Origin of the sequence: Paenibacillus sp. GYB006 (assembly GCF_036577645.1) — a bacterium.
Lineage (GTDB): Bacteria > Bacillota > Bacilli > Paenibacillales > Paenibacillaceae > Paenibacillus.
The window spans coordinates 926,806-951,429 of record NZ_JARBDA010000001.1 but is presented as its reverse complement, the minus strand read 5'-3'; the positions used below and the strand labels follow the sequence as shown (position 1 = coordinate 951,429).

At 41.9% G+C, this 24,624-nt stretch carries 28 protein-coding genes and 1 pseudogene; all 29 read right to left on the bottom strand.

The window, feature by feature from the left end; genetic code table 11:
• Positions 1-2: 2 nt before the first annotated feature.
• The 29 genes and pseudogenes from frr to flgG all read right to left on the bottom strand — a co-directional run bounded on the left by frr (position 3) and on the right by flgG (position 24,607).
• A complete protein-coding gene (frr, locus tag PV403_RS04615; protein ID WP_213532580.1) occupies positions 3-557 on the bottom strand; it encodes a ribosome recycling factor in 555 nt (184 codons plus the stop codon).
• Complete coding sequence (pyrH, locus tag PV403_RS04610) at positions 557-1,285, bottom strand: UMP kinase (protein WP_191798657.1); 729 nt, start codon at positions 1,283-1,285, stop codon at positions 557-559. Before pyrH ends, frr begins: the two co-directional genes overlap by 1 nt.
• A gap of 249 nt (positions 1,286-1,534) precedes the next feature.
• Positions 1,535-2,185: a translation elongation factor Ts gene (gene tsf / locus PV403_RS04605; RefSeq protein ID WP_213532579.1), complete on the bottom strand. Its 651-nt coding sequence runs from the start codon at positions 2,183-2,185 to the stop codon at positions 1,535-1,537.
• Between the two features lie 121 nt (positions 2,186-2,306).
• The gene (gene rpsB, locus PV403_RS04600; protein ID WP_332083709.1) at positions 2,307-3,005 is read right to left on the bottom strand and encodes a 30S ribosomal protein S2; all 699 of its coding nucleotides are present in this window, start codon (positions 3,003-3,005) and stop codon (positions 2,307-2,309) included.
• A gap of 198 nt (positions 3,006-3,203) precedes the next feature.
• Positions 3,204-3,761: a hypothetical protein gene (locus PV403_RS04595; RefSeq protein WP_332083708.1), complete on the bottom strand. Its 558-nt coding sequence runs from the start codon at positions 3,759-3,761 to the stop codon at positions 3,204-3,206.
• On the bottom strand, positions 3,758-4,288 hold the full coding sequence (locus PV403_RS04590; protein WP_332083707.1) for a DUF6115 domain-containing protein: 531 nt from the start codon (positions 4,286-4,288) through the stop codon (positions 3,758-3,760). The genes PV403_RS04595 and PV403_RS04590 overlap by 4 nt, the downstream gene beginning before the upstream one ends.
• A gap of 30 nt (positions 4,289-4,318) precedes the next feature.
• Entirely contained in the window at positions 4,319-4,639 is a 321-nt protein-coding gene (locus PV403_RS04585) for a hypothetical protein (protein ID WP_213532575.1), read from the bottom strand.
• A 38-nt stretch (positions 4,640-4,677) separates the two neighbouring features.
• Entirely contained in the window at positions 4,678-6,093 is a 1,416-nt protein-coding gene (locus tag PV403_RS04580; protein ID WP_332083706.1) for a DUF342 domain-containing protein, read from the bottom strand.
• Positions 6,094-6,134: 41 nt separating this feature from the next.
• Positions 6,135-6,923 carry a FliA/WhiG family RNA polymerase sigma factor gene (locus tag PV403_RS04575; RefSeq protein WP_213532573.1) on the bottom strand — a complete coding sequence of 263 codons (789 nt, stop codon included), beginning with the start codon at positions 6,921-6,923 and terminating at the stop codon, positions 6,135-6,137.
• Between the two features lie 14 nt (positions 6,924-6,937).
• Entirely contained in the window at positions 6,938-7,387 is a 450-nt protein-coding gene (locus PV403_RS04570; protein ID WP_332083705.1) for a hypothetical protein, read from the bottom strand.
• A complete protein-coding gene (locus PV403_RS04565) occupies positions 7,384-7,881 on the bottom strand; it encodes a chemotaxis protein CheD (RefSeq protein ID WP_332083704.1) in 498 nt (165 codons plus the stop codon). The genes PV403_RS04570 and PV403_RS04565 overlap by 4 nt, the downstream gene beginning before the upstream one ends.
• Positions 7,874-8,497: a chemotaxis protein CheC gene (locus PV403_RS04560; RefSeq protein ID WP_332083703.1), complete on the bottom strand. Its 624-nt coding sequence runs from the start codon at positions 8,495-8,497 to the stop codon at positions 7,874-7,876. The genes PV403_RS04565 and PV403_RS04560 overlap by 8 nt, the downstream gene beginning before the upstream one ends.
• A 3-nt stretch (positions 8,498-8,500) precedes the next feature.
• Positions 8,501-8,962, bottom strand: a complete 462-nt coding sequence (locus PV403_RS04555; RefSeq protein ID WP_191798417.1) for a chemotaxis protein CheW — start codon at positions 8,960-8,962, stop codon at positions 8,501-8,503.
• A 51-nt stretch (positions 8,963-9,013) separates the two neighbouring features.
• Entirely contained in the window at positions 9,014-11,110 is a 2,097-nt protein-coding gene (locus PV403_RS04550) for a chemotaxis protein CheA (RefSeq protein WP_332083702.1), read from the bottom strand.
• Positions 11,111-11,132: 22 nt separating this feature from the next.
• Positions 11,133-12,509 carry a chemotaxis-specific protein-glutamate methyltransferase CheB gene (gene cheB, locus PV403_RS04545; RefSeq protein WP_213532571.1) on the bottom strand — a complete coding sequence of 459 codons (1,377 nt, stop codon included), beginning with the start codon at positions 12,507-12,509 and terminating at the stop codon, positions 11,133-11,135.
• A 33-nt stretch (positions 12,510-12,542) separates the two neighbouring features.
• A complete protein-coding gene (locus tag PV403_RS04540) occupies positions 12,543-13,448 on the bottom strand; it encodes a MinD/ParA family protein (RefSeq protein WP_213532570.1) in 906 nt (301 codons plus the stop codon).
• The gene (flhF, locus tag PV403_RS04535; RefSeq protein ID WP_332083701.1) at positions 13,445-14,776 is read right to left on the bottom strand and encodes a flagellar biosynthesis protein FlhF; all 1,332 of its coding nucleotides are present in this window, start codon (positions 14,774-14,776) and stop codon (positions 13,445-13,447) included. The genes PV403_RS04540 and flhF overlap by 4 nt, the downstream gene beginning before the upstream one ends.
• Complete coding sequence (gene flhA, locus PV403_RS04530) at positions 14,773-16,806, bottom strand: flagellar biosynthesis protein FlhA (protein WP_213532568.1); 2,034 nt, start codon at positions 16,804-16,806, stop codon at positions 14,773-14,775. The genes flhF and flhA overlap by 4 nt, the downstream gene beginning before the upstream one ends.
• Positions 16,803-17,915, bottom strand: coding sequence for a flagellar biosynthesis protein FlhB (gene flhB / locus PV403_RS04525; RefSeq protein WP_332083700.1), 1,113 nt, complete (start codon positions 17,913-17,915; stop codon positions 16,803-16,805). Before flhB ends, flhA begins: the two co-directional genes overlap by 4 nt.
• Before the next feature lie 27 nt (positions 17,916-17,942).
• Complete coding sequence (gene fliR, locus PV403_RS04520; protein WP_213532566.1) at positions 17,943-18,731, bottom strand: flagellar biosynthetic protein FliR; 789 nt, start codon at positions 18,729-18,731, stop codon at positions 17,943-17,945.
• 11 nt (positions 18,732-18,742) lie between these two features.
• Positions 18,743-19,012 (bottom strand): flagellar biosynthesis protein FliQ, encoded by a 270-nt coding sequence (fliQ, locus tag PV403_RS04515; protein ID WP_213532565.1) that lies wholly within the window; start codon positions 19,010-19,012, stop codon positions 18,743-18,745.
• 35 nt (positions 19,013-19,047) lie between these two features.
• On the bottom strand, positions 19,048-19,803 hold the full coding sequence (fliP, locus tag PV403_RS04510) for a flagellar type III secretion system pore protein FliP (RefSeq protein ID WP_191798399.1): 756 nt from the start codon (positions 19,801-19,803) through the stop codon (positions 19,048-19,050).
• Positions 19,800-20,321, bottom strand: coding sequence for a flagellar biosynthetic protein FliO (locus PV403_RS04505; protein ID WP_213532564.1), 522 nt, complete (start codon positions 20,319-20,321; stop codon positions 19,800-19,802). The genes fliP and PV403_RS04505 overlap by 4 nt, the downstream gene beginning before the upstream one ends.
• Before the next feature lie 5 nt (positions 20,322-20,326).
• Complete coding sequence (locus PV403_RS04500; RefSeq protein ID WP_191798395.1) at positions 20,327-20,692, bottom strand: response regulator; 366 nt, start codon at positions 20,690-20,692, stop codon at positions 20,327-20,329.
• Between the two features lie 30 nt (positions 20,693-20,722).
• Positions 20,723-22,005: pseudogene (gene fliY, locus PV403_RS04495) on the bottom strand (flagellar motor switch phosphatase FliY).
• Positions 21,995-22,993 (bottom strand): flagellar motor switch protein FliM, encoded by a 999-nt coding sequence (gene fliM, locus PV403_RS04490; RefSeq protein WP_213532562.1) that lies wholly within the window; start codon positions 22,991-22,993, stop codon positions 21,995-21,997. The pseudogene fliY and the gene fliM overlap by 11 nt, the downstream one beginning before the upstream one ends.
• Positions 22,994-23,036: 43 nt before the next feature.
• Positions 23,037-23,501 carry a flagellar basal body-associated FliL family protein gene (locus PV403_RS04485; RefSeq protein WP_213532561.1) on the bottom strand — a complete coding sequence of 155 codons (465 nt, stop codon included), beginning with the start codon at positions 23,499-23,501 and terminating at the stop codon, positions 23,037-23,039.
• The gene (locus PV403_RS04480) at positions 23,502-23,726 is read right to left on the bottom strand and encodes a flagellar FlbD family protein (RefSeq protein ID WP_213532560.1); all 225 of its coding nucleotides are present in this window, start codon (positions 23,724-23,726) and stop codon (positions 23,502-23,504) included.
• Between the two features lie 65 nt (positions 23,727-23,791).
• The gene (gene flgG / locus PV403_RS04475; RefSeq protein ID WP_213532559.1) at positions 23,792-24,607 is read right to left on the bottom strand and encodes a flagellar basal body rod protein FlgG; all 816 of its coding nucleotides are present in this window, start codon (positions 24,605-24,607) and stop codon (positions 23,792-23,794) included.
• Positions 24,608-24,624: the final 17 nt, after the last annotated feature.

Here is a 24,624-nt window from a genome sequence, read left to right as displayed (position 1 = left end):
TATTACACTTCCATGATTTCTTTTTCTTTTGCAGCGAGAACTTTATCTACTTCTGCAACAAATTTATCAGTAGACTTTTGAATATCGTCTTGATGTCTGCGAGATTCATCCTCAGAAATATCGGATTTCTCCAACTTTTTGATATCATCATTTGCATCACGACGGATGTTACGAACCGCTACTTTTGCTTCTTCCCCAAATTTCTTGGTGAATTTCACAAGTTCAATTCTGCGTTCTTCAGTAAGTGCCGGAATGCTCAGACGGATCATAGCACCATCATTTTGCGGTGTAAGACCAAGATCTGACTTCATAATAGCACGTTCGATATCAGCCAAGGAAGATTTATCCCATGGTTGGATCATCAAAGTACGAGAATCCGGAGTCGTAATATTTGCAAGTTGGTTAACCGGCGTAGGTGCGCCATAATATTCAACTTGAATTCGATCAAGTAAAGAAGGGGTTGCACGACCTGCACGAAGTGTTGACAAATCACGTTTAAGTGCGAGGATCGCTTTTTCCATGCGTTCTTCTGCGTTCTTTTTAATTGATTGCGGCATTAATCTACACTTCCTTTCACAATTGTCCCGATTTTTTCACCGAGAAGAACTCGTTTGATATTACCTTGCTCAGTAATAGCAAATACAATGAGAGGAATATTGTTATCCATACAGAGTGAGGAAGCAGTGGAGTCCATAACTCCTAAATTCTTGTTCAACACATCAAGATAAGTCAATTGTTCAAATTTCACAGCCGTTTCATCTTTAAACGGATCTGCAGAATATACACCGTCCACTTTATTCTTCGCCATCAGAATAACTTCAGCCTCAATCTCAGCTGCACGAAGAGCAGCCGTTGTATCTGTTGAGAAGAACGGATTACCTGTTCCTGCTGCAAAGATCACAACTCTACCCTTTTCGAGGTGTCTAATCGCTCTACGGCGGATATATGGTTCAGCAATCTGCTGCATCGCTATTGAAGTTTGAACACGTGTTGGCACTTCAATCTGTTCTAATGCATCTTGCAGCGCAAGCGAGTTCATAACGGTTGCAAGCATACCCATGTAGTCTGCTGTTGCACGGTCAATACCATTCTCGCTACCTGCAATTCCGCGCCAAATATTACCGCCACCGCATACGATCGCAACTTCGACTCCAAGTTCTACTACTTCTTTAACTTGCTGTGCAATGGATGAGATTGTTTCTGCATCAATCCCGTAACCATTTTGCCCAGAAAGGGATTCTCCACTCACTTTAAGCACAACTCTTTTAAATACCGGCTGTTCCAAATGTTCACCCTCCACTTCGAAATGACGCTTCCCCACGTCAATTAAGCACATGTTAACCTTATATTAGTTAAAAAGAAAGGAACACGGATTGTGTTCCACTCTTAGTTAAAGAAAACCTTTTGAGCCGAATCTCGGACAATCCAGTTGTTCTTTCCATATAAAGCTGTCTGTGTAATCTCTAAGATGTAAATCATTACATTATCTTCAAGAATAACATGGGCCGTCTTTTGATTCGATCATTTTCTTTGTTTATTTATTTACTTGGGACATAACTTCTTCAACGAAGTTGTCTTGTTTTTTCTCAAGACCTTCACCAAGCTCGTAACGAGTAAAGCGACGGATTGAGATGTTTTCGCCAATTGTGCTGATTTTTTCGTTCAGCAATTGTTCAATTGTTTTGTCTGGGTCTTTTACGAAAGATTGCTCAAGCAAGCAGAACTCTTCGTAATATTTACCAATACGACCTTCAACCATTTTCTCAACGATTTTTTCTGGTTTACCTTCATTCAGAGCTTGAGCTTTCAAAATTTCTTTTTCTTTCTCAATTTCTTCTTGAGGAACTTCTTCACGGCTCACGTAACGTGGGTTAGAAGCAGCGATTTGCATAGCGATGTCGCGAGCAAATTCCTTGAATTGATCTGTCATAGCAACGAAGTCAGTCTCACAGTTAACTTCAACGAGTACACCAATACGTCCACCAGCGTGGATGTAAGATTGTACTACGCCTTCTGTTGCAGCGCGGCCAGCTTTGTTCGCTGCTGCGGACAAGCCTTTTTCACGAAGAATTTCAATCGCTTTGTTTACATCGTTGTTTCCTTCTTCTAGTGCTTTTTTGCAATCGAGCATACCTGCGCCCGTTTTTTCACGAAGTTCTTTCACCAATTTTGCATCTACTGCCATTGTTAATTCCCTCCAGAGGATAAATTTGCGTATGACCCTAAAAAAAGGGTAGTGAGAGGTTATCCACCTGCCAACCACCCTTTTTCATTTAATTCATATACTTAGGCCTTTGAAAGCAATCTTAAGCGGAAGTTTCTTCGCCTTGATGTGCTTCAATAACAGCATCAGCCATTTTTCCAGTAAGCAATTTAACCGCGCGAATCGCGTCATCGTTACCAGGAATAACATAATCGATTTCGTCCGGATCGCAGTTAGTATCAACGATACCTACGATTGGGATACCCAATTTACGAGCTTCTGCTACTGCAATACGCTCTTTACGAGGGTCGATTATGAACAGGGCACTTGGAAGACCCTTCATGTTCTTGATACCGCCGAGGAATTTCTCAAGACGATCTTTCTCTTTACGGAGAATGATAACTTCTTTTTTAGGAAGAACTTCAAATGTGCCGTCCTCTTCCCATGATTCCAACTTTTTCAAACGATCGATACGTTTTTGAATAGTTTGGAAGTTAGTAAGAGTACCACCCAGCCAACGTTGGTTAATGTAAAATTGACCAGCGCGTTCTGCTTCTTCTTTTACGGAATCTTGAGCTTGTTTTTTAGTACCTACGAAAAGAACAGTACCGTTCTCTCCTGCAATACTTTTAACGAAGTTGTAAGCTTCCTCAACTTTTTTCACTGTCTTTTGCAAGTCAATGATGTAAATACCGTTTCTTTCAGTGAAGATATAACGATCCATCTTTGGATTCCAACGACGAGTCTGATGACCGAAGTGAACCCCAGCTTCGAGAAGCTGTTTCATGGAGATAACTGCCATCTCCACACACCTCCTAATATTTTGGTTTTTGTGTCCTCCGCTAGCATCATTTCCCGACAAGACTTCCCTTAAAGGAAGCACCCTCGACAGAATTAGCGTAGCGTGTGTTTTAACACCGTCAATTAATATATCATAAGTGAAACTGAGATGCAACAATGTTTAGTTCTAAATAACTAACATCATTATAAGAATCCGAAATTAAGGAGCTGCGGTGATTTTCTTAATAATAGAATTGGTAGATTCATTCTGCTTAAATTCATAGGTGCCTGTTTGAATTTTCCTGTTGATTTTTTGACGATTCGCTTCTTTTAAGAAAGCTTCGGGGTCCTGAATCACATGTAAGGAAGTTAAATGATCCGCAACATCATTTAAGGTTGCACCTTGAATCACCTTATATCTCACTACCTCTGTAGAAGGCTCTGCCTTTTTCTCCGAAGTCGGCTGTTTTGGCTCATCAGGCGTTTCGTTCTGCGGAACCTTTGGCTTATCAGGAGATTCTGTAACCGCACCCGATTCCGTTTCTTCTAATCGTGCTCCTTTTTGCTCCGCCCATTCTTCTTCAGTCATTACCTTATCTTTCACATCGTATACCTTAAGATTCATTATTGCGGCCTGTTCTTCCAGTTCCGTACGTGATAAGACATTCTTTGCGTTTTCTTCTGCCGCACCCTGCCCTATAAGTGCAAGCTTTAGAATGAGTGCGCAGGCTGCAATGCCTATTCCAAGTCCCATAAGAAAGAAACGATTTTTCATCATACCATTCTCTCCCGTTCACCGAGCTGTAGAATCAATTGCACTTCTCCCCTGGGCATATCTAGCTTTCTAGCTATATAGTCAGTAGATTTTCCTTCTGACTCTAATTGAAAGACCTCACTATAACGCTTATGAATGGTCGGCTCTTCCTGTATAGCGATTTCTTCTATTGCTGTATCGTCAGTTACTGCATGGTCGGCTTTTTCTACAGCCGCTTCTACATTTGTGCCAGAAAAAGCATTTGCATTCATCAATGCTGAAACTTGCTGCTCGAGATTTAGAATTTGTTGTTTCATATCTTGAATTTCTTTTTCTCTTAGGTTGTTTGTATGTGAAAAGTCCTGCTTCCATTTTTGAATACTCTCTATAACCTTTTCATTCTCCAGTTCAATCTCAGCCAAATATTGCTCTAACGTTGCTTCTACATCTTTAATCACTTTTCCCCCTGTTTGAGGTCTTGCTCTCGGCATAAACCAGGCAAATAGGGTGATACCAACACCCAACACAACGAGGGTACTCCAAGGTTCCATGAGATTATTCTCCTATTCATGTATGCCTACTTATAAACTGTAGTCAATGTGTTTCCCTTTAAAAGGGTGTTCCGCTGGCGTAGCTGCCAGTGTCTCTTCTGAAGTTTCTTCAAGCTCATTCGAATTCTTTATCTCCAAAGTCCCGGACGATGCTGAACGATCTCTGATCCCTGTCTGTTCTGATTCTGATGTTTTTGGACTTTGTTTACTTTCTTTTTTCGTCTTTTTATTCTCGTTTGTTGCTAGTAGGGACTGTTCTGATGATCTCCTGTGGTCGTATTCGCTTTGATACCGTCCCGCCTCCGTCGTACGAGGTATAGCAATTTGAAGTTCAACGTTTTTCAAGCTCACCCTCTTCACTCCTTCACTGCTAACAAGAATAAATACGCTTAACCATTCTTTAGAGGAACCATAGAAATATCACCGTTTTGATAAAAAAATGAAATTTGTGTTGCTGTATCTTTAATAAATTTGGTGTATCTGCCGATAACTATTTTAGAGCCTCCGTAAATCATCTTAGTTATATCGACTCTTGCTTTCGAGGTATCTTCCAACACTTTTTCGATATCCAATATTTGCTCCCTGTTCTCTTTCATTTGTTGCATGCTAGATTCACGAGTCACTTGAAGTTTCATCCGCATATGCATCTTATCATCTGATATATGTCCAGTAGCAGCCATTTGATCTAAAAGATGAAGAGCTTTGGCCGTTTTATCTATACTTTCGCTCAACAACTTTTGCTGCTGGCGAAGGTTCGTAAGTTCATTACGCAGTCTTGGCATTACACCAACTTCAATTGTGGTTACGGTAGACATCGGGTTGCCAACTACTCTAGCGGCTACTCTTTCACCTGCTTGAATGAGACCACCTACAATAAGTCCCTTGGTTCCTGCACAAATACATTCTTTTCCTGCTCTAATCGATGAATGCATGATACTTTGCGAGACATATATACATTGACCTGCTTCAACATTCGCATCTTGGATAAATGAGCTCTTTACATCAACACCTGCTTGAATAAGCCCTTTATTGTACCCTATAATTCCCCCTGTTACTTCAATAGAGCCTTCTGCAAAGACTTCCGCTCCCTCTACACCGCCGATTACACGAATATCTCCAGCCGCTTTCACTTTAAATCCAGAGAGTACATTCCCGCGAATAACAACGGTGCCGACAAAATCAATATTTCCTGTTCGGTAATCCACATCTCCATTCACTTCAAATACAGGAAAGACATTGATTTGATGATTCTCCGTTGTCGTGATCAGTCCATCGATCGAGGCATACATGGCATTTCCTTCGGTGCTAACTACCACATTCTTTCCTATCTTGAATCTCGCTTCTTTACCTGGAGAGAAAGGAATAAGGTCTCCCTTCACACTTTTTCCAGGCTTGCCTGGGCTTGGATCTATTTTTTTAGCAATGACCTGCCCTTTTTTCACATTGTTCAGGCGCGTAATTTCCTTATAATCTACTCTCCCGTTTCCTGTCTCGAGCGGTCTTCGTTCTCCTGTTAAATCCGTGCTCGTAAGGAACTGAATGATTCCATCCTTACCCGCTTCAGGAACATCCCCCTCAGCTATTAATATCTTTTGGCCATAAAAATTCAGGGGACTTGCGGCGATTGCACGAATTGTATCCGTTTTAATTCCATACGCAATACCTTCTGTTAGAAGAAATGTGTTTAGTTCCTGTTCGGTAAAATCCAACTCGGATGTAAGATTTGATAAATCGATCCATGCGCTGCTTTGATCATCCGATAACAGTACTTTCACATGTTGTTTGAGCTCTATTTTTTGGGTCATATACAACTTCCTTCTTTCTCAGGTCATCATCCTACCTTTTATTAGTCCCGATTCATTAACAGTTCACGCTGCTTCTCCAGAGTCCCTCGAAGGCGTAAAATCGCTTTAGAATGCAACTGAGAAATTCGAGATGGTGATAGAGACATCACTTCTGCAATTTCACTAAGAGATAAGTCTTCATAATATAGAAGAGATACGACGATACGTTCTTTTTCCGTGAGTTTATCTAATCCTGTGATCAGTGCTTGTTTGAGATGAATATCACGAACCGTTTGATCAGGAGGATAAGCTCTCTCATCGACCAATAGTGACATTCTTGTCTCGGCGTCTTCTTCTCTCAGCGGATCTTCGAGAGAATATAACGACATTACCGCTACCTCTTGTACCATATGTTGAAAATCTTTGGCCGATAAATCTAAATATTGTCCCATCTCTTCATCACTAACGGTACGGGAATATTTTTGTTCTAAATGTTGATAAGCCTCTTCAATTCGTTTTGCTTTCTCACGAACCGAACGCGGAACCCAGTCTCCTTGGCGAAGACCATCCAGTATCGCTCCTCTTACTCTCCAAGAGGCATAGGTTTCAAATTGGAGTCCTCTTTTATAATCAAATTTATCAAGTGCATCAATTAACCCTAGCGCGCCATTGCTCTCAAGGTCATCTTTCGACACATTTTTAGGCAGCCCTACTGCTAACCGACTGGATACATAATGAACGATATGGAGATGCTTCTCGATCAAGGTTTTTCTAGCATCTAAATCCCCGTGCTCCTTCCACTTTTCCCACAGGTCCATGTCGGCCAGATGGGATGAATTAGGTTCTTTCATATCGTTTCCCTCCTCTATTTGCCTGACAGGTGACGAACGGCTTGTGCTAATTCTTCAGCATCTTTTGTCCGAACAATTTTCGGAGGATTAAGTGGTTCAAAGCCGCTCTCCACTGCAGATTGTGATGGTTTATTTTGATCTTCATTTGGTTCTGCTTGAGCATAATTCAGAATATCCTTCAGCACTTCATCATCATTCGGTGCAATCACATCAAGCTGAGCCCCCTTCGTCTCTTGTCCAACTTCCAGGCTCTCAGTCCCTCCTTTATCAGGTGGAGAAGCAAGTACACTGCCTAATACGTACCTTAGAAGAAAGGCTAGTAAGAACCAGATGATAAAAGCCGCTCCTGCCCGAAAAAGACTTGTAGAAAGTAAGTTACTGCTAAATGAAACGAAAAACGTGATGATCAGTCCGATAATTCCGGCTAAAAAATTAATTCGAACATTCCCAAACATTCTATTCATAGTTCCTTCACACCCATCTGTACACTTCGAATCGTGAGTATTCCAGTGTCCCGATCTATTTCAATGGTTCTTCCATGACTCCCGCCGCAATCTTCCGCCAAAAGAGGAATGCGAAGCTCTTTAATCATTTGTTTACAAACCTCTGTATTACGAGGTCCAATACGTAACGTATCCCCTGCTCCAGCAAATTGAAACATCTGGGATCCCCCGGCTATTTTGGCAATGAGTCTCGTGCTTGATGCACCCGCTCCTACCATTCTTTCTACCAATTCTACGATAGCCGTATCCGCATATTTCGCCTTATTAAGGGTACCTTCTCTCGCAATAGAAGAGGAAGGCAGCATGACATGCGCCATCCCTGCAATTCTAACCAGCGGATCATATAGAGTTACACCCACACAGGATCCGAGCCCTGTTGTACGAATGATACCCGGTTCTGTAATGATGTTTAGATCCGCCATTCCTACCTTTACCATGTTTCTTTGTTCAATCATGATAGAGCGCTCCTAAAGCCTCAAAAATGACATGAAAAGACTCAGGATCAGGTATTAGAAAAAATTGGCCTTGTACTTGGTTTTGGCCTTCCAGAAATTGAGTATCAATTAACAGTGCTTCATCAGCGGTGTGACTCATGTGAAGTAATCCGTAACTTAAAATAGCTCCTGCCATATCTAGTGCAAATCCAGGCACAGTAGGGAACATTTTCAAACGAGTAAAATCAGCAAGAGATGATAAATATGAACCGGCCAGAATATTTCCAATCTCAGAGATTGTCGAACATTCCATTTCCGTAAATTCAAGATGTTCACAGCTTACTTCCGAGTTGAAATGATATAAAAGCTGTTTGGCTGCTTCCGGGGTCATCATAAAAAACATGTTCCCGGGAGCCTCTCCTTCTACCCGAAAATAAACGGCAGCTACAATACTCTCATCACCGCCAACACTTTCCGCTATGGCTTCGAAAGGAACCCTTTGGACAGTCGGCACACCCATATCAACAGGTTTATCGAGCAGGGTAGCAAGCGCTGTAGCCGCATTCCCTGCTCCGATATTTCCGATCTCTTTCAAGATATCCATCTCAAACTCCTGAAATTGATTGAATGTAGCCATCATTTATCCTTCCATACTCTCAAGACTTATAATTTCACTTTTATTCAATACTTCATGGAGATTCAGCATAATGAGAAGTCTTTCTTCTTCTAGTTTCGCTACTCCTCTTAAATATTTGGCTTTAATGCCTCCTACAATTTCAGGAGGAGTTTCAATATCATCTTCATTAAGATCTACAACGTCATTGGCCGAATCAACAATAAAACCAACCTGCATATCCGAAACGGTAACGATAATAATTCGTGTTTGATCGGTATACTCTGCTTCTGGAAGGGAGAAACGTCCTCCTAAATCAATAACCGGAATGACAACTCCGCGAAGGTTAACAACACCTTTTACAAATGAATACGTCTTGGGAACACGGGTAACTGGCAGCATTCTCTCAATCGTCTGAACACGCTCTACTTCAATTCCATATTCTTCTGTCCCAAGCTTAAAAACGATTACTTTCATGTCTTCTGCCATGATTAATGCCTCCTAAGTAAGTAGGTAATAAGTACTTCTGCTTGCAAAGAATTATTTAATTAAACCGTTAGGATCAATGATTAGTGCGACTTGTCCATCTCCGAGAATGGTTGCCCCTGAAATCCCTTGAATATTCGGTAGATATTTGCCCAGTGTTTTAATAACAATTTCGTTCTGTCCGATAAAATCATCGATCGCCAAAGCTGCAAGCTGATCTCCTTTACGAATAACAACAATCTCGATTTCATCCTCTGCTTCATCACTGTAATCTTCCACATTAAAAAATTCAGCAAGTGACACGAAAGGAACTAACGCTTCTCTAAATGAAATCATTTTGGTTCCATGAACAATACGGATTTTTTCTTTTTTCACGATGCCTGTTTCTACGATCGAAGAAAGCGGAATAGCGTATTTCTCACTTCCAAGCTTAATGAGCATTGCTGAGATAATAGAAAGAGTCAGCGGCAGTTGAACCGAAAAGTTTGTTCCTTTTCCCGGGACGGAATGAATGGTCACATTCCCGCCAAGTGAAGTAATTTTTGCCTTTACTACATCAAGGCCCACGCCTCTGCCTGAGATGTCTGAGATGGTTTCTGCTGTACTGAAACCAGGCGCAAACAATAACTGAAAGACTTGCTGATCTGTCATCGCAGCGGATTCAGCTTCCGTTACCACACCGCGTGATATAGCAACTTTAAGCAATTTATCTCGGTATATCCCGGCACCATCGTCTTCAATCTCAATAAATACATGGTTGCCGCTATGGAATGCCCTTAATTGAATGGTACCCGTTTCGGATTTCCCCGACTCCATTCGGGAAGAAATTGATTCCACCCCGTGATCTACTGCGTTACGTAGTAAATGAACGAGCGGGTCCCCAATCTCATCAATAACTGTACGATCCAGCTCTGTATCCGCACCTGTAATAACAAGATCCACTTTTTTATTTAGTGATTTGGCCAAATCACGAATCATTCTTGGGAACCGATTGAATACGGTATCTACGGGAACCATTCGAAGTTTAAGCACGATATTTTGGAGGTCCGAACTAACTCTGCTCATATGAGCAACCGTTTCGATTAAGTCGGTATGCTCCAGTTCATTAGAGAGCTGTTCTAAACGAGAACGATCAATTAATAATTCACTGAATAGATTCATAAGAACGTCTAACCGTTCAATATCTACGCGAATGGTTTTAGAAGCTGCAGGTGCCGTATTTGTTTTGGAAGCAGCTCGAACTGTTTTCTCTTTTTCATCGCTGGGTACTGCTTTAGAAGTCTCAATGTTCTTACTATTTGGATCTGCTTCGGATCTTACTTCGGGTGTTGCTTCAGGCTTTTCCATCACTTCTGTAGCTGCTGCTGCTTCATTAGCCCCAAGTCCAAGCATTTCTTCAGTTAATGGAATAACGTTCACTTCTTCGATCTCTGAAATATTAAGGATTGCTTTCTTTAACTCTTCTGATTGCATCTGTGTTATGTAATATAAAGAAAACTCATATTCAAATTGGTCTTGTTCGATCTGCTCCACGGATGGCTCTGTTTTGATCACATCACCTGAACGTTCCAGCAAATCAAATACCATATAAGCACGAACTGATTTTAACTGGCTTGTTCTATTAATGATCACTCTTATAAACATAACTCCTTGTCCATCGTGGATGGACTGTAAGAGTACCGAGTTTTGAAATTCATCAAGTGCAGGCATTGAAGATGCAGTACCCGTACTTGAAACATTAGATTCTTCTATGGAAGAAGGTGAACTTTCTTCCCCTTTTTCAATGGCTTGTAAAGAAGAAACGATATGAGAAACATCCAGTTTCCCCTCTCCACCTGCCATGATATCCTGTACCATGGACTCGAGTGCATCAAGACTTTGGAACAAAACATCAAAAATTGATTCCTTCATTTGCAACTTTTCATTCCGAACGAGATCGAGCACATTTTCCATTTTATGAGTTAGAGAAGCAAGATCCTCAAACCCCATCGTTGCTGCCATCCCTTTTAAAGTATGTGCAGATCTAAAAATCACCTGAACGATCGATAAATCTTCGGGACTTTGTTCAAGCTCAAGCATTTTTTCGTTCAAAGATTGCAGATGATCGTTAGACTCATCAATAAACATGGACAAATATTGATTCATATCCACTTTGAAATACCCCCTTCGTGAATTAGGTTTGGTTCATAACCGCTTGAATCAGCTTCGAGGTTAATTCTTCTAGAGGCAATACCTGCTGAACACAGGCGAGTTCAACTGCTGCACGCGGCATTCCATACACAACACAGCTTTCTTCATTCTCCGCAAACGTGGAACGAACACCTGTATCGTAAAGACGCTTCATCATCCTAGCTCCATCACTGCCCATCCCTGTAAGAAGAACAATATGTCTCTGCAGTTTAGAATAGGGGATAATCGATTCGAAAAGTGTATCTACGGAAGGACGATGTCCATTTACTATTTCTTCCTGGCTTAAACGAAGTTCATATTTCCCATTTGTCCCTTCGTTCACCCTCATGTGATATCCACCTGGAGCGATATACGCTACTCCTGCTTCCAGCTGCATTCCTTGCTCTGCTTCAACTACCCGAATCTGGCTAAACGAATCAATGCGATTCGCAAGCGATCTAGTAAAGTCAGGCGGCATATGCTGCACAATGACGATAGGAGCAGGAAAATCTTTAGGAATTTGAGATAACAACGATTTAAGCGCCCGCGGTCCACCGGTAGAACATCCAATGGCTACAAGTTGCTGGATCATCGTATTGGTCTTTTGTTGTTCGCTTTGTAGATCTTCCGGCGTACTCGTTACATTTCTGCGGCGAAACCCCTTGGACATATCATGAGTTTCCAAAGACACAGGAAGTTCAGGTGAAGAAACTATTGTTTTTTTCTGAGTGCTATTTTTGACTTTTTTATCGTTCTTATTATTCTTAGTACTCTTATTATTCTTATTTGTGACCGGCTTCGGCGAAAAAATCGGCTTCGATTCTTTCGTTTGTGTCTCTTTTGCAGGACGAGACTTGTACAGATGAGGATGATTCAATTTCTGATTGTTGAGAGATGGAACTTCATGTTGCACTTGTGTTTGCAAGTCTACTTTTTCTGTCAGCGACTCTTCACTCAATTTTCTTTCTGCACGCCTTGCCTTCATTAGCATGGCTTCTTTCATCTGATTCCGAAGCTCTTTCCCCACTTCTTCGATGTCTTGTCCATGGTTGATTGACGGTTTTCGTATAAAATCAAATGCTCCCGCTTCCAGTGACATAATCGTCTCTCGTAAACCCATTTCATTGATACCTGAGAGCATAATAATGGGGATCTCGTCCTCTGCCACGATCACTTTAAGAGCATCAAGACCGTTAAGTACAGGCATCTCTACATCCATTGTTATGAGATCAGGATGGTGTGCTCTTGCTTTTTCTATCGCTTCTTTTCCTGTAGCCGCGGTTTCCATTACTTTAAAAGCTGGATCTTGTTCAATTAAATCGGTAATGATTTTCCTCATAAAAGCTGAATCATCTACAACAAGTACTTGATAGACTGACATGTTTGCCACCTCTGAATTTAAGTGAAACCTGCATTAAATGGTTTTCTTTAACCATTTGTTTATAAATCCTTTGAACCCTTGTGTATTCTGTGTCAAAGGTAAGGCAAGATCCATATATCCCGATGCTATTCTTTCCATGTCTCGGGAAGCAGTACACTGCGGATACATCACCGTAAATGGTGTTTGTTTCTTCACAGCTCGCATCACATGCGGATCGTCTGAAATATGCCCTAGTAAAGGAATGGCAGCATTTAAAAATCGTTTCGCAACAAGTCCAATTTTAGCGCTGACTTGTTCCGCTTCCCTTCTGTTCTCAGCCCGATTCACCACAATGCTAAAAGGTACAGGATCACTAAGATGTCTGTGCATCACTTTTATTAATGCGTATGCATCCGTAATTGAAGTGGGTTCCGGCGTCGTAACTACGATACACTCATCAGCGGCGGCAATAAAACGCCTGTTCTCCAGAGAAAGACCGGCTCCGGTATCAAACAAAATATAATCGTATTCGTCAGAAAGACGATCTAGGTCAGATGTAAAACCATGAATGTCCTCTTCCGTTAGAGTCAAAAGTTCAATGAGCCCTGATCCACCTGCTACAAAAGGCAGTCCATGTGGACCAAATTGAATAATATCTTGAATTCTTTTTTCTCCCTTGAGGACATGATATAGACTGAATCTAGAAGATACGCCCATTAATACATCGATATTGGCCATCCCCAAATCCGCATCAAACACCAGTACCTTTATACCAGCTGCATGAAGTTTTAGAGCCAGATTAAGTGTGAAGTTTGATTTACCTACGCCTCCTTTTCCGCTCGATATCGCAATGAGTCTGGCTTGATTCATTTTCTTACCCTGAACCAAGTTCTCCTCATTCAGCTTCGGGAGGGAATTGTTTAACATCATATCTCTTAGAGTAGCCGCTTGATCTATCATGACGGCTCACTCCCGAGAATAAAATCGGCCAGTTTCTTCGGATCTGGAAGCATGATATCTTCCGGTACGTTTTGCCCCGTTGTAATGTAAGCTAGCTTGCTTGGATACTGTTTTAGGACGTTGAAGAGAGCTCCAAGTGTGTCTGTTTCATCGATTTTTGTAAAAATCAATTTTGGTGTTCCATATTTATGAAAATGATCCAGTATCGTCAGCATGTCTTCTGTTTTGGCTGTCAGGCTGAGTACCACAATAAGTTCGCTATCCGCTTCATCCGGCAGTAAGCTTTTGAGTTCAGAAACAGTAATCTCATTACGATAATTACGGCCCGCTGTGTCCATCAGAATCAAATCACAATCAGAGAGATGATCCAGTGCTCTTATGGTATCCGCAGGTGACTGCACGACTTCAAGTGGGATACCGAGAATTGCAGCATACGTCCGTAACTGTTCAACAGCAGAAATACGATACGTATCGGCAGTAATGAGCCCCACCTTTCGTTTATGCTTGAACATTTGCTCGGCAGCTAGTTTTGCTATCGTTGTTGTTTTGCCGACGCCTGTCGGACCTGCCACGTATACAATTCGAGTGGACTCATTAATCCCATCCGTGATTCGTTCTGATAAAAAACCCTCAATCAGAGGTCTAACGATGCTTTCCCCAGCTTCTTCCTCGGATTCCTGAAGTGTTCCTTTTGCAAATTCCATCCAGTTGCTCCAAATGTCCGTGGCAATTCCCTGATCTTTCAGCTTCGTGCGGATCTCATTCAAATCTCCAGGTAAGCTTGCTTCATTAGATTGACTCTCGGCGATTGTAGCCATAAACGTTTTCATCTGACTGATTTCTTGGAGAAGTTTCTCCGTCAGACTTCCTGCTTCCATTTCGCCTTTCTGCTTCTCCTGTCTTGAAGAAACGGAAAAATCCGCCCCTTCCGGGTGCGGCTGTAACTCTGCAGGAAGACTCGGAGCTTCTTCTGATTCTTGTGTTTTGTATTGCAGAGTCGCCTTTGGCTTTATATCATTCTTTTTTGATAAAGGCTGGGCAGCTGTTTCATTTACATGTAAACTCCCTGCTTTTCGGTATGCTTCAGGAACAGCAGCCCTTGGCATCGTAGGAATAGCAGCAGGAGGAACCTGGGCAGGCTCCTTTTGCTGTTCTTTATCATCTTCAACTGCAGCGATGACTTCGATCTTATGTTTGCGAAGTATCCCTGCTAAACCACTTGCTCGAACGGTTTTGGTAGATAAGATCACCGCATCTTGTCCCAGTTCATTCCGAATGAGTTTCATGGCCTCGGGCATGGTATCCACGATGTATTTTTTCATTTTCATAAGTTCACCACCCCAACGCTTTGAATTTCAACATTTGGTTCTAGCTCACTGTACGACAACACAGGTATATCTTGCATCGTTCTTTCGATAATCTGCCGGAGGTACATCCGGATGGTAGGTGAGGTAAGAACAATAGGTTGTTGACCCGACTGAATCAGACGATTGACTTGTTCAGTCAATTTTTGATACAGTGTTTGACTTGATACAGGATCTAGTGCTAAATAGCTCCCTTGCTCCGACTGCTGGACACTCTCGGCAATTTTTTTCTCAAGATTAGGTCCTACTGTAATCACCCGCATCGTCTCCCCTTTCAGGGTATACTGCTGAGTTATTTGTCTTGATAGAGCTTGTCTTACATATTCCGTGAGAACATCTGGGTCTTTTGTATATGTACCATAGTCGGCTAATGTCTCTACGATCGTCACCATGTCACGTATTGAGATCTTCTCTCTAAGCAGCTTGGCTAGAACTTTCTGAACATCTCCGATCGAAAGTACAGTAGGAATCAGTTCATCTACTAGTGCTGGATAACTTTCTCTTAAATTATCTATAATTGCTTTGGTTTCTTGACGTCCTAACAGTTCATGTGCATGTCTCTTAATCAGTTCTGTCAGATGTGTTGCCACAACGGATGGAGGATCAACAACGGTGTACCCTGATAACTCTGCACGGTCTTTCGTCAACTCATCTATCCATAATGCCGGAAGCCCAAAAGCCGGTTCCATGGTCTCAATACCGCTGATCGAATCGTCATCATACCCTGGGCTCATTGCTAAGTAATGGTTAAGTAACAATTCTCCCCCGCCCACGGTGTTGCCTTTGATCTTGATTACATATTCACTAGGTCTAAGCTGTATATTGTCGCGGATCCGAATCACAGGAACGACTAGACCGAGCTCAAGCGCACACTGTCTGCGGATCATAATGATCCGATCGAGTAGATCTCCACCTTGTCCGGTATCTGCAAGAGGAATGAGTCCATAACCAAACTCAAATTCGATAGGATCCACCTGAAGCAGGTTAATTACACTCTCCGGACTCCGAACTTCCTCAATCTGTTGCTCTTCCTCCATCTGTTCCTCGGAAATCTGCTTACTATTGAGATTCTTCTGCATTTTCCAACCTCCGAAAAATAGCAGACCTGCCAGAGGCAAGGTTGTAATTGGACCGATTGGCGTGAAGATTCCCAGGAAAGTTACCGTAGCTGCAACGATATATATAAGCTTTGGATATGAAAATAACTGACCTGTAATATCATCCGCAAATGAACCATCTGATGCTGCTCTAGTTACAATCAGTCCGGAAGCTGTAGAAATAAGGAGTGCGGGAATCTGGCTTACCAGCCCATCCCCAATAGTTAACAGGGAATACGTAGATATAGAATCGCCAAAGCTCATTCCTAACATTACCATCCCAATAATGAATCCACCTACGAGATTGATCAGCAAGATAACAATACTTGCAATCGCATCTCCTTTAACAAACTTACTTGCACCATCCATCGCCCCGTAAAAGTCAGCTTCTCGTTCAATTTTACTGCGTCTCTCTTTTGCCTGTTGTTCGTTAATAAGACCTGCATTGAGATCTGCATCAATACTCATTTGTTTACCAGGCATCGCATCAAGCGTAAATCTTGCTCCTACCTCAGCGACACGTTCAGACCCCTTCGTTATAACAATAAACTGGACAACAACCAGGATCAGGAAAACGATAAAACCAACAATGGGTTGTCCGCTGGATATCCAGCTTCCGAAAGTCGCAACCACTTTACCGGCATAGGCTTCAGCAAGAATATGTTTGGTCGTTGATATGTTCAAAGATAGTCGAAATAATGTCGTTACAAGCAGTATAGAAGGAAAAATAGAGAAATCCAAAGCTTCCTTCGTATTCATCGCTACCAGTAAGATCATGAGTGCAATTGCAATATTGATGACCAAAAGGACATCCAGTAATCCAACGGGTATAGGTAGAATCATCATGAGCACAACGCCGATAATTCCAACTAGGACTGATAATTCTTTTATTTTCACTGGTTTCTGTGCCTCCGATTCCCCGATGGTTTATTTCTGCCTTTTAAGTTGTACACATATGCTAATACTTCAGCGACCGCTTGAAAAAGATCCGCAGGAATGGAATCGCCAATCTCCGCACGTTGAAACAATGCTCTAGCCAGCGGCTTATTTTCCATAAGCATAATTCCATTATCCTTAGCAATCTCCCTTATTCGAAACGCTACATGATCCGCTCCTTTTGCAATCACCTTTGGAGCATCCATTTCATTTCCATCGTACTTCAGCGCTACAGCAAAATGGGTTGGATTCGTAATGATGACATCCGCATTTGGAATCTCCTGCATCATTCGCTGCATCGCCATACGTCGTTGGCGTTCACGAATCTTCCCTTTAATGAGGGGGTCACCCTCCATCTTTTTATACTCATCTTTAATGTCCTGCTTGGACATTCGGATGTTCTTCTCATATTCATATTTCTGGTACATATAGTCGAGTATAGCAAGGACAAATAATGCGATTCCTATATTAAGACCCAGCTTCTTGGTCATCTCTGCAGCAAAGGTCAGAATCCCCTCTGATGATAAGTGGCTGAGCCTAGCAAACTGATCTTTTGCCCCCCACAAAATGTTATACACAAGAAAACCGATAATGAGCATTTTCAAAACGGATTTGAGAAGCTCTACAATGGATCTCATAGATAGAATATTTTTAAACCCTTTTATAGGATCAAGCTTGTTAAATTTGGGAGTAACCCCTTCTCCTGTGAGCAAAAAGCCGACTTGTAAATAATTCACAAGGATTCCGACAATAACGCCAGCCGCAAAAACAGGAGCAAGAATAATAAGAATCTGCATGCCGAGCTGTCCGAACATAGACATCACATTAGGGATCGTAACATCCATGCTAAGCCTGTTCATAAAGATATCTGTAAAAGCATAGGTTATTCGTTCTTTATAAAAACCCCCAAAAATAACGAAACACATAAAGCAGGTGAGCAAAATGGCCGCTCCGGAAACTTCCATACTTTTTGCAACTTGCCCTTTTTTTCTTGTTTCCTGGCGTTTCTTGGGCGTCGCTTTTTCTGTCTTCTCTCCGGAAAACATCTGCAGGTCCAGTTTAAATCTCATCCTACTCTCCTCCCGCATTTGCCTTACTTAAGGTCTCTGACCAACCACCTCTAAAACTCCTTGCATTGCTTCAAATAATACACCAAACAAATTTTCGAAAATGTATAGAAATCCGGGTACAACGAGCAGCATCATGGCGAGACCTACAATGATTTTCAGTGGAACCCCTATAACAAAGACATTAAACTGCGGTGCCGTTCTCGCAAGAAAACCAAGCCCTACGTCTGTCATAAATAAAGCAACCACTAGCGGTGCAGCCATCTGGAACGCAAGCATAAAAGCTTGTGCAAATGCACGGATCAGAAGTTCTGCCACACTACCGTCTGAAAATGCCTGAAAGATATCGTTTCCAGCAAGAGGAACCCATCTATAACTATATACGATGGCATCCAGCATCCTGTGATGTCCATTCATGGTCAGAAACAACAGGATTGCAAAAGCGTACTTTAGGTTCCCTGTGAGAGGTACTGAGGTACCTGTCATTGGATCAAACACGTTTGCCATACTAAAACCAATCTGGATATCGATGAACGCTCCTGCGGTTTGGATGGCCGTAATCATGAGAAGTGCAACATAACCTAGCAACAGTCCCATTAAGACTTCCTTAAATATAAGCAGTACGTATGCTGCATCCATCGCAATAACCTGGTCCGTACCAAAAGTTAAATAAACAATAATTGTAATAAAAACAGATAATCCTATTTTGAATATTTGAGGTACCCCTGGTGTAGAAAACACGGGCGCTACTACAAAAAAAGCTGTTATTCGACAAAAAATTAGCAAAGCTACAGAAAATCCTTGAAGTATCATCTCCATGATTGATCAACCTACCCGATATAATTGTGAAGATTGTCCAAGATGTTATAAGTGAAATCAACCATCGTTGCGAGAATCCAAGGGCCAAATAACAGTAGTGCCAGAAGAACAGCTACAATCTTGGGAACAAAAGCTAACGTTTGTTCTTGAATCTGCGTTGTTGCTTGAAAAATACTAATGATCAGCCCTACAACAAGTCCAAGGACCAGCATGGGGGCACTTATTTCCAAAGCGACAAAGATCGCTTGCCCTGCTAGCTCAATGATAAAATCCCCTGTCAAGGCGCCACCTCCCAATGTCTAGATGATCCTTGCACTTACGGACTGAAGCTAAGGAGTAAAGATTTAACTACGAGATACCAGCCATCTACCAGTACAAAAAGAAGAATTTTGAAAGGAAGAGATATCATGACCGGCGGCAACATCATCATCCCCATTGCCATAAGGGTACTTGACACAACAATATCAACGACCAAAAATGGAATAAAAATCATAAATCCCATCTGAAAAGCGGTTTTCAGTTCACTGATTGCATACGCGGGAACCATGACAGTGAGCGGAATATCCTCATAAGTTTCCGGCTTCTCCATCCCGTTATAATCCATGAACAGAAGTAAGTCTTTTTCCCTTGTATGTGAAAACATAAATTTCTTCATGGGTTCCGTAGCTTCACTCAGTGCCTCCATTTGTGTTATTTCACCTTTTAAGTAAGGCTGGAGCGCAACATCATTAATAGTAGATATCGTTGGAGACATAATAAATAAGGTAAGGAAAAGGGCTAGTCCAACGAGCACCTGATTGGGCGGCATTTGATTGGTACCCAGTGATGTTCGTACAAAACTTAAAACGATGACGATTCTAGTAAAACTTGTCATCAGTACTAGAATGGCGGGTGCAATACTGATAATGGTTACAAAAAGTATGATGGATAAAGAGCTTGTACTGGGCTCTCCACTATCCCCATTCCCAATTTCAATATTGATATCCGGAATTGGCTGCGCATACGCTTCCGTCCCCATCATGAGATGAAGCACCGCCCAGAGTAAACAGACTATTACCATCTTTTTATTCATGAATCTCTCGACCGCTCTCTTGTTTCTTCTTCTTCAAGCAAGCGTTCCATTTGATCCTTACGATCAGGCATCTCTCGAAGCTTTTTCTCGAATAACGCACTAAATGAAGCTTCTTCCATCTCAAAGGATTCCGCTTTATTTTTACTGAGCTTATTCTTTACATTTGTAATGAGTTTGGCGAAGGAAGGTTCTGATGTCCCTTCCCTTTCAAACTGAGCTACTAGTGCTCTGATTTCCTCAGGGTCAGACAACGTGTCAATCATATGCACATCGTCTCCAATCCCGAGAATATAAAGCTTGCTGCCAACTTCGACGATTTGAAGTGACTTGCTAGGTCCAAGTCCCACTCCACCGATAACTCTCATCGTCCGTTTCTGAAAAAAAGATTGATTTTTTCTTCCCAAAAAGCGAATCAAAAGAACAATACAAATGACTATGATAATAAGTACGAATACGACAGAGAGGATCGAACCAAAGTAACTTGATCTCAAAGAATCCGTTTGACCTGAATCTGTCATTTACATTAAATGCCTAGTGTCTTATTAATTGCTTCGATTACACGATCCGATTGGAAAGGCTTCACAATAAAGTCTTTTGCTCCTGCTTGAATCGCATCAATCACCATTGCTTGTTGTCCCATTGCTGAACACATAATCACTTTAGCGTTAGGATCCACTTTCTTAATTTCTTTAAGTGCAGCAATACCATCCATCTCTGGCATCGTAATATCCATCGTAATCAAGTCAGGGCGAAGTTCTTTAAACTTTTCGATTGCCTGTGCTCCGTCTTGAGCTTCTCCAACAACCTCAAACCCGTTCTTGCTCAAAATATCACGTATCATCATTCTCATAAATGCTGCGTCGTCCACGATTAAAATTCGATTTGCCATGTTAATTAAAATCCTCCTTGAATATGTTGCTTATTGTATTTTCTGCAGTCGGTCCCACTCGCTTACGATATCGGTTACTCGTACTCCAAAATTCTCATCAATGACAACCACTTCGCCCTTAGCAATCAGCTTCTGATTGACAAGTATATCCACCGGTTCACCAGCCAGCTTATCGAGTTCAATGATGGAACCCTGAGAGAATTCCAGAATATCCTTAATTTGCTTTTGGGTCCTTCCTAATTCTACGGTTACTTTTAGTGGTATGTCCATCAATAAATTCAAATTATTGTCGCTTGATTGCCCAAAAGCGCCATTTTGGAAATTTGCGAACTGCACTGGTTGCACATTCACACCACGCGCGTGCATGTTTCCGTAATGTTGCGGCTCTGGATTCGACATTTGCGCAGGCTGCTGCATACCTTGGTTAGGGTAATTTTGATATGGGTTCTGCTGCTGCGGTATAGGTGCTTGCCAAGGACCTGATAAGGAACACTCTCCCCTGCTTGATGCATTGGCTGCTCATAAGCAGGAGATTCATATACTGCGGGTTCTGGCGGCGCACTTACTGCCTCTTCCACTCGTGCAGATGGTTCGGTCACATTACCTGTAGATACTTCGTCCATCTCTTCCGTGCCATGAATCAGCATTCTCACCATATCTTTAGAAAAATCAACTCTCAGCAATTGCATAATTGTAGAATCTATTAAATCTCCAATAAGAAGACGGAATGAAACTTTGATCATCGTTTCATCTACAGGGAAATTATTCAACCCTTCCCCACTAGTTGTGTTTAGAATATCTATACTTGGCGGAGATATATTTACGAATCGATTAAATAGAGTAGACATCGATGTAGCTGATGAACCCATCATTTGATTCATTGCTTCTTGAACGGCACTAATATGAATTTCATTCAGTTCTTCGTCTTTAGGATTTCCTTCACCGCCAAGCATGAGATCAGCGATGACCTGAGCATCTCTTTTCTTGATTACAAGTGAATTAATCCCTTCAAAACCGTCTACATATGTGACATGAACGGTCACATGAGGTTTAGGAAATTCGTGTTCAAACTCTGATCTTTTAATAATAGAAATTTTCGGTGTTGTTATTTCTACCTTATTACCTAACAAGGTAGAAAGTGCCGTAGCCGCGCTGCCAAATGTGATGTTCCCAATCTCACCGAGGGCATCCTGTTCGAGCGGGGTCAAATAATCATCCACTGTTTGCACTACGGGCTCACCGCTGGAAATAGATTCGGTTTGCTTTAATAAAGCATCGATCTCTTCCTGGGACAAAAAGTCTTTACTCGTCAAGTTCTTCAACTCCTTCAATGAGGATCTCATCTATCTGTACTGCTACTCGGTCTCTGAGACTGCCTGGACTTCCTATAAATTTGGCCTTTTCGCCTACTTTAATGGTTAATCCTTCGTTTACCGGCTTACCTAGTGCGATCACATCGCCGACGCCAAGCGATAAAAACTCAGCAATCGATATCTGGGATTCACCGAGCTCGGCGATAATCGGAAGTTTGGCTTTCTTCACTCTTTCTTTCAAAGCTACCATTTCTTCAGGAGCCCGCGATTTTTTCTCCGATATAAACCATTGATGGGTTGAAAGTTTGGACATGATCGGCTCTACAACTACATGTGGAATGCAAAGGTTGATCATGCCTGTCGTATCCCCAATCTTTGTGCTAAGCGAGATCAAAGCAATCGTCTCATTCGGCGATACAATTTGCATAAACTGTGGATTCGTCTCTAATGCCTCCATACGGGGGTTGATATCAAGAACCGTTTTCCATGCTTCTTGCAAACTGTCGAATGCTTTGCTGAAAATGCGCTCCATAATGGTGATTTCAATCTCAGTCATGGTGTTTACTTTCGCAGTAGATGTGCCAGGGCCCCCAAGCAGACGATCGAGCATTGCATAAGCAACATTCGGATTCACCTCAAGAACCATTCTCCCTTGAAGCGGTTCTGCCTCAAATATATTCAAAATGGTCATTTTAGGAATAGAGCGAATAAACTCGTCATAAGGCAATTGTTCTACTTGAACAACATTAATCTGAACAAACGTTCGCAGCTGAGCGGAAAAATAGGTCGTCAGATACCGAGCAAAGTTTTCATGGATTCGGGTTAAACTTCGAATATGATCTTTAGAAAATCGGACTGCTCTTTTAAAGTCGTATGACCTTATTTTCCTCTGACTATCTTCCTTTTTCAGCTCTTCAGCATCCATTTCTCCAGAGGAAAGAGCTGCGAGGAGGGCATCAATTTCATTTTGTGATAATACATCAACCATTTCATTCACCCCCTTGCAGGTTTAAAATTGAGGTAAGGACACATTACATCATTGGCGTCGAAAGAAACTTCGTAATTCGAATATCTTGTAATTGGCCTTCTGTCAGTTCTTTGTTAATTAAAACTTTCAACTCGCTATTGAATTTCTTTCTTCCTGACGTTATATTCAGCGTTTCAGGGCTTGTATCTGCCAGCTTTTGAATAATAATCGGAGTCACAACTAGATCTTTAATTTTCTCAAAATCTTCCTTCGCCTTTACGCTATTCAATTGGAAGGCAAAGTTCATTTGCACAAGATAATTAGGATCAGCCAAATTTGTTTTGATATCGATAATTTCTGAACTTACCTCAACAATTTCATCTGCTGATAAATGTGGTTTGCTTTCGCTCACTTTCGAAGTTGGCTGTTCGTTTCCTGCATTCATCTGCCCCTTCATGATGATAACCACCAGCACGATCAGTGTAACGGCAAGCATAATGGTAGAGATCCAGGGTAACATTTTCTTCATTTACATATCCTCCGTTTGCTGCTGCAATTTAATTGTCGCCGCATGGATACCAATTCCCCGGTTATATTCCTTGATCTTACGAATTACTTCCTCTGCTTTCTCAAGTACAATTAAACGTTTGCCTGTGATCAGGGTGATATATGTATCCGGTGTTTCTTCCACAGTCTCAATGAGCAACGCATTTAAAAACAGGCTTTCTCCGTTTAGCTTTGTAACTGCTATCATCTCTATACCTCCTGCAGTAACCTGCCTCAGGGAGCATCCTTCGCTCCCTGTGCAGATACTAATCATTAACGTTTAAGATTGACGACTTCTTGAAGTATTTCATCAGAAGTGGTAATTATGCGGGAATTGGCCTGAAAACCACGCTGCGCAACGATCATCTCTGTAAACTCTCCGGTTAGGTCAACGTTTGACATCTCAAGCTGACCAGCCACGATTGAACCCGTACCTGCTTCCGCATCATTTGCCGTTACAATTTCAAACTCACCATCGAGATTTGCATTCATCGTCATTCGGTACAAATTGCCTCCGATTTTATCAAGACCGCTTGGATTAGATACTTTACCGATCCCCAGTTGTACACCAGCTTCCATCGTTCCATCCGCCATTTGTTGGTTAATGGTTCCATCCTGACCGATTGAAAAAGCGACTACCTCATCATCAAGCGTAATGGGAGCGCCGCCTGAATCAAGCACGAACAGTCCATCCGAGGTAACCAGTCTGCGATTGGCATCCACATGAAAATCTCCAGCCCGTGTCAGGTAAGGAACTTCCTGATCTTCCGAAAGGCTGACCAGGAAAAATCCGTCTCCTTCCAGACGAAGATCCGTTGGATTATTCGTCGTCTGTGCACTGCCTGCTAAATGCATCGTATCGATCGATCCTACACTAACTCCAAGTCCAACCTGTTTAGAGTTCACACCGCCGGTATCATCTGTAGGAGCGGTTACCCCGGCTGTAGTTTGACTCATGATATCCTTAAACATGACTCGACTTGATTTAAATCCTGTTGTATTCACGTTTGCGATATTATTACCGATGACATCCAGCTTCGTTTGGAACCCTCTCATGCCGGATACTCCGGAGTACATGGATTTAAGCATAATTAATTTTACCTCCG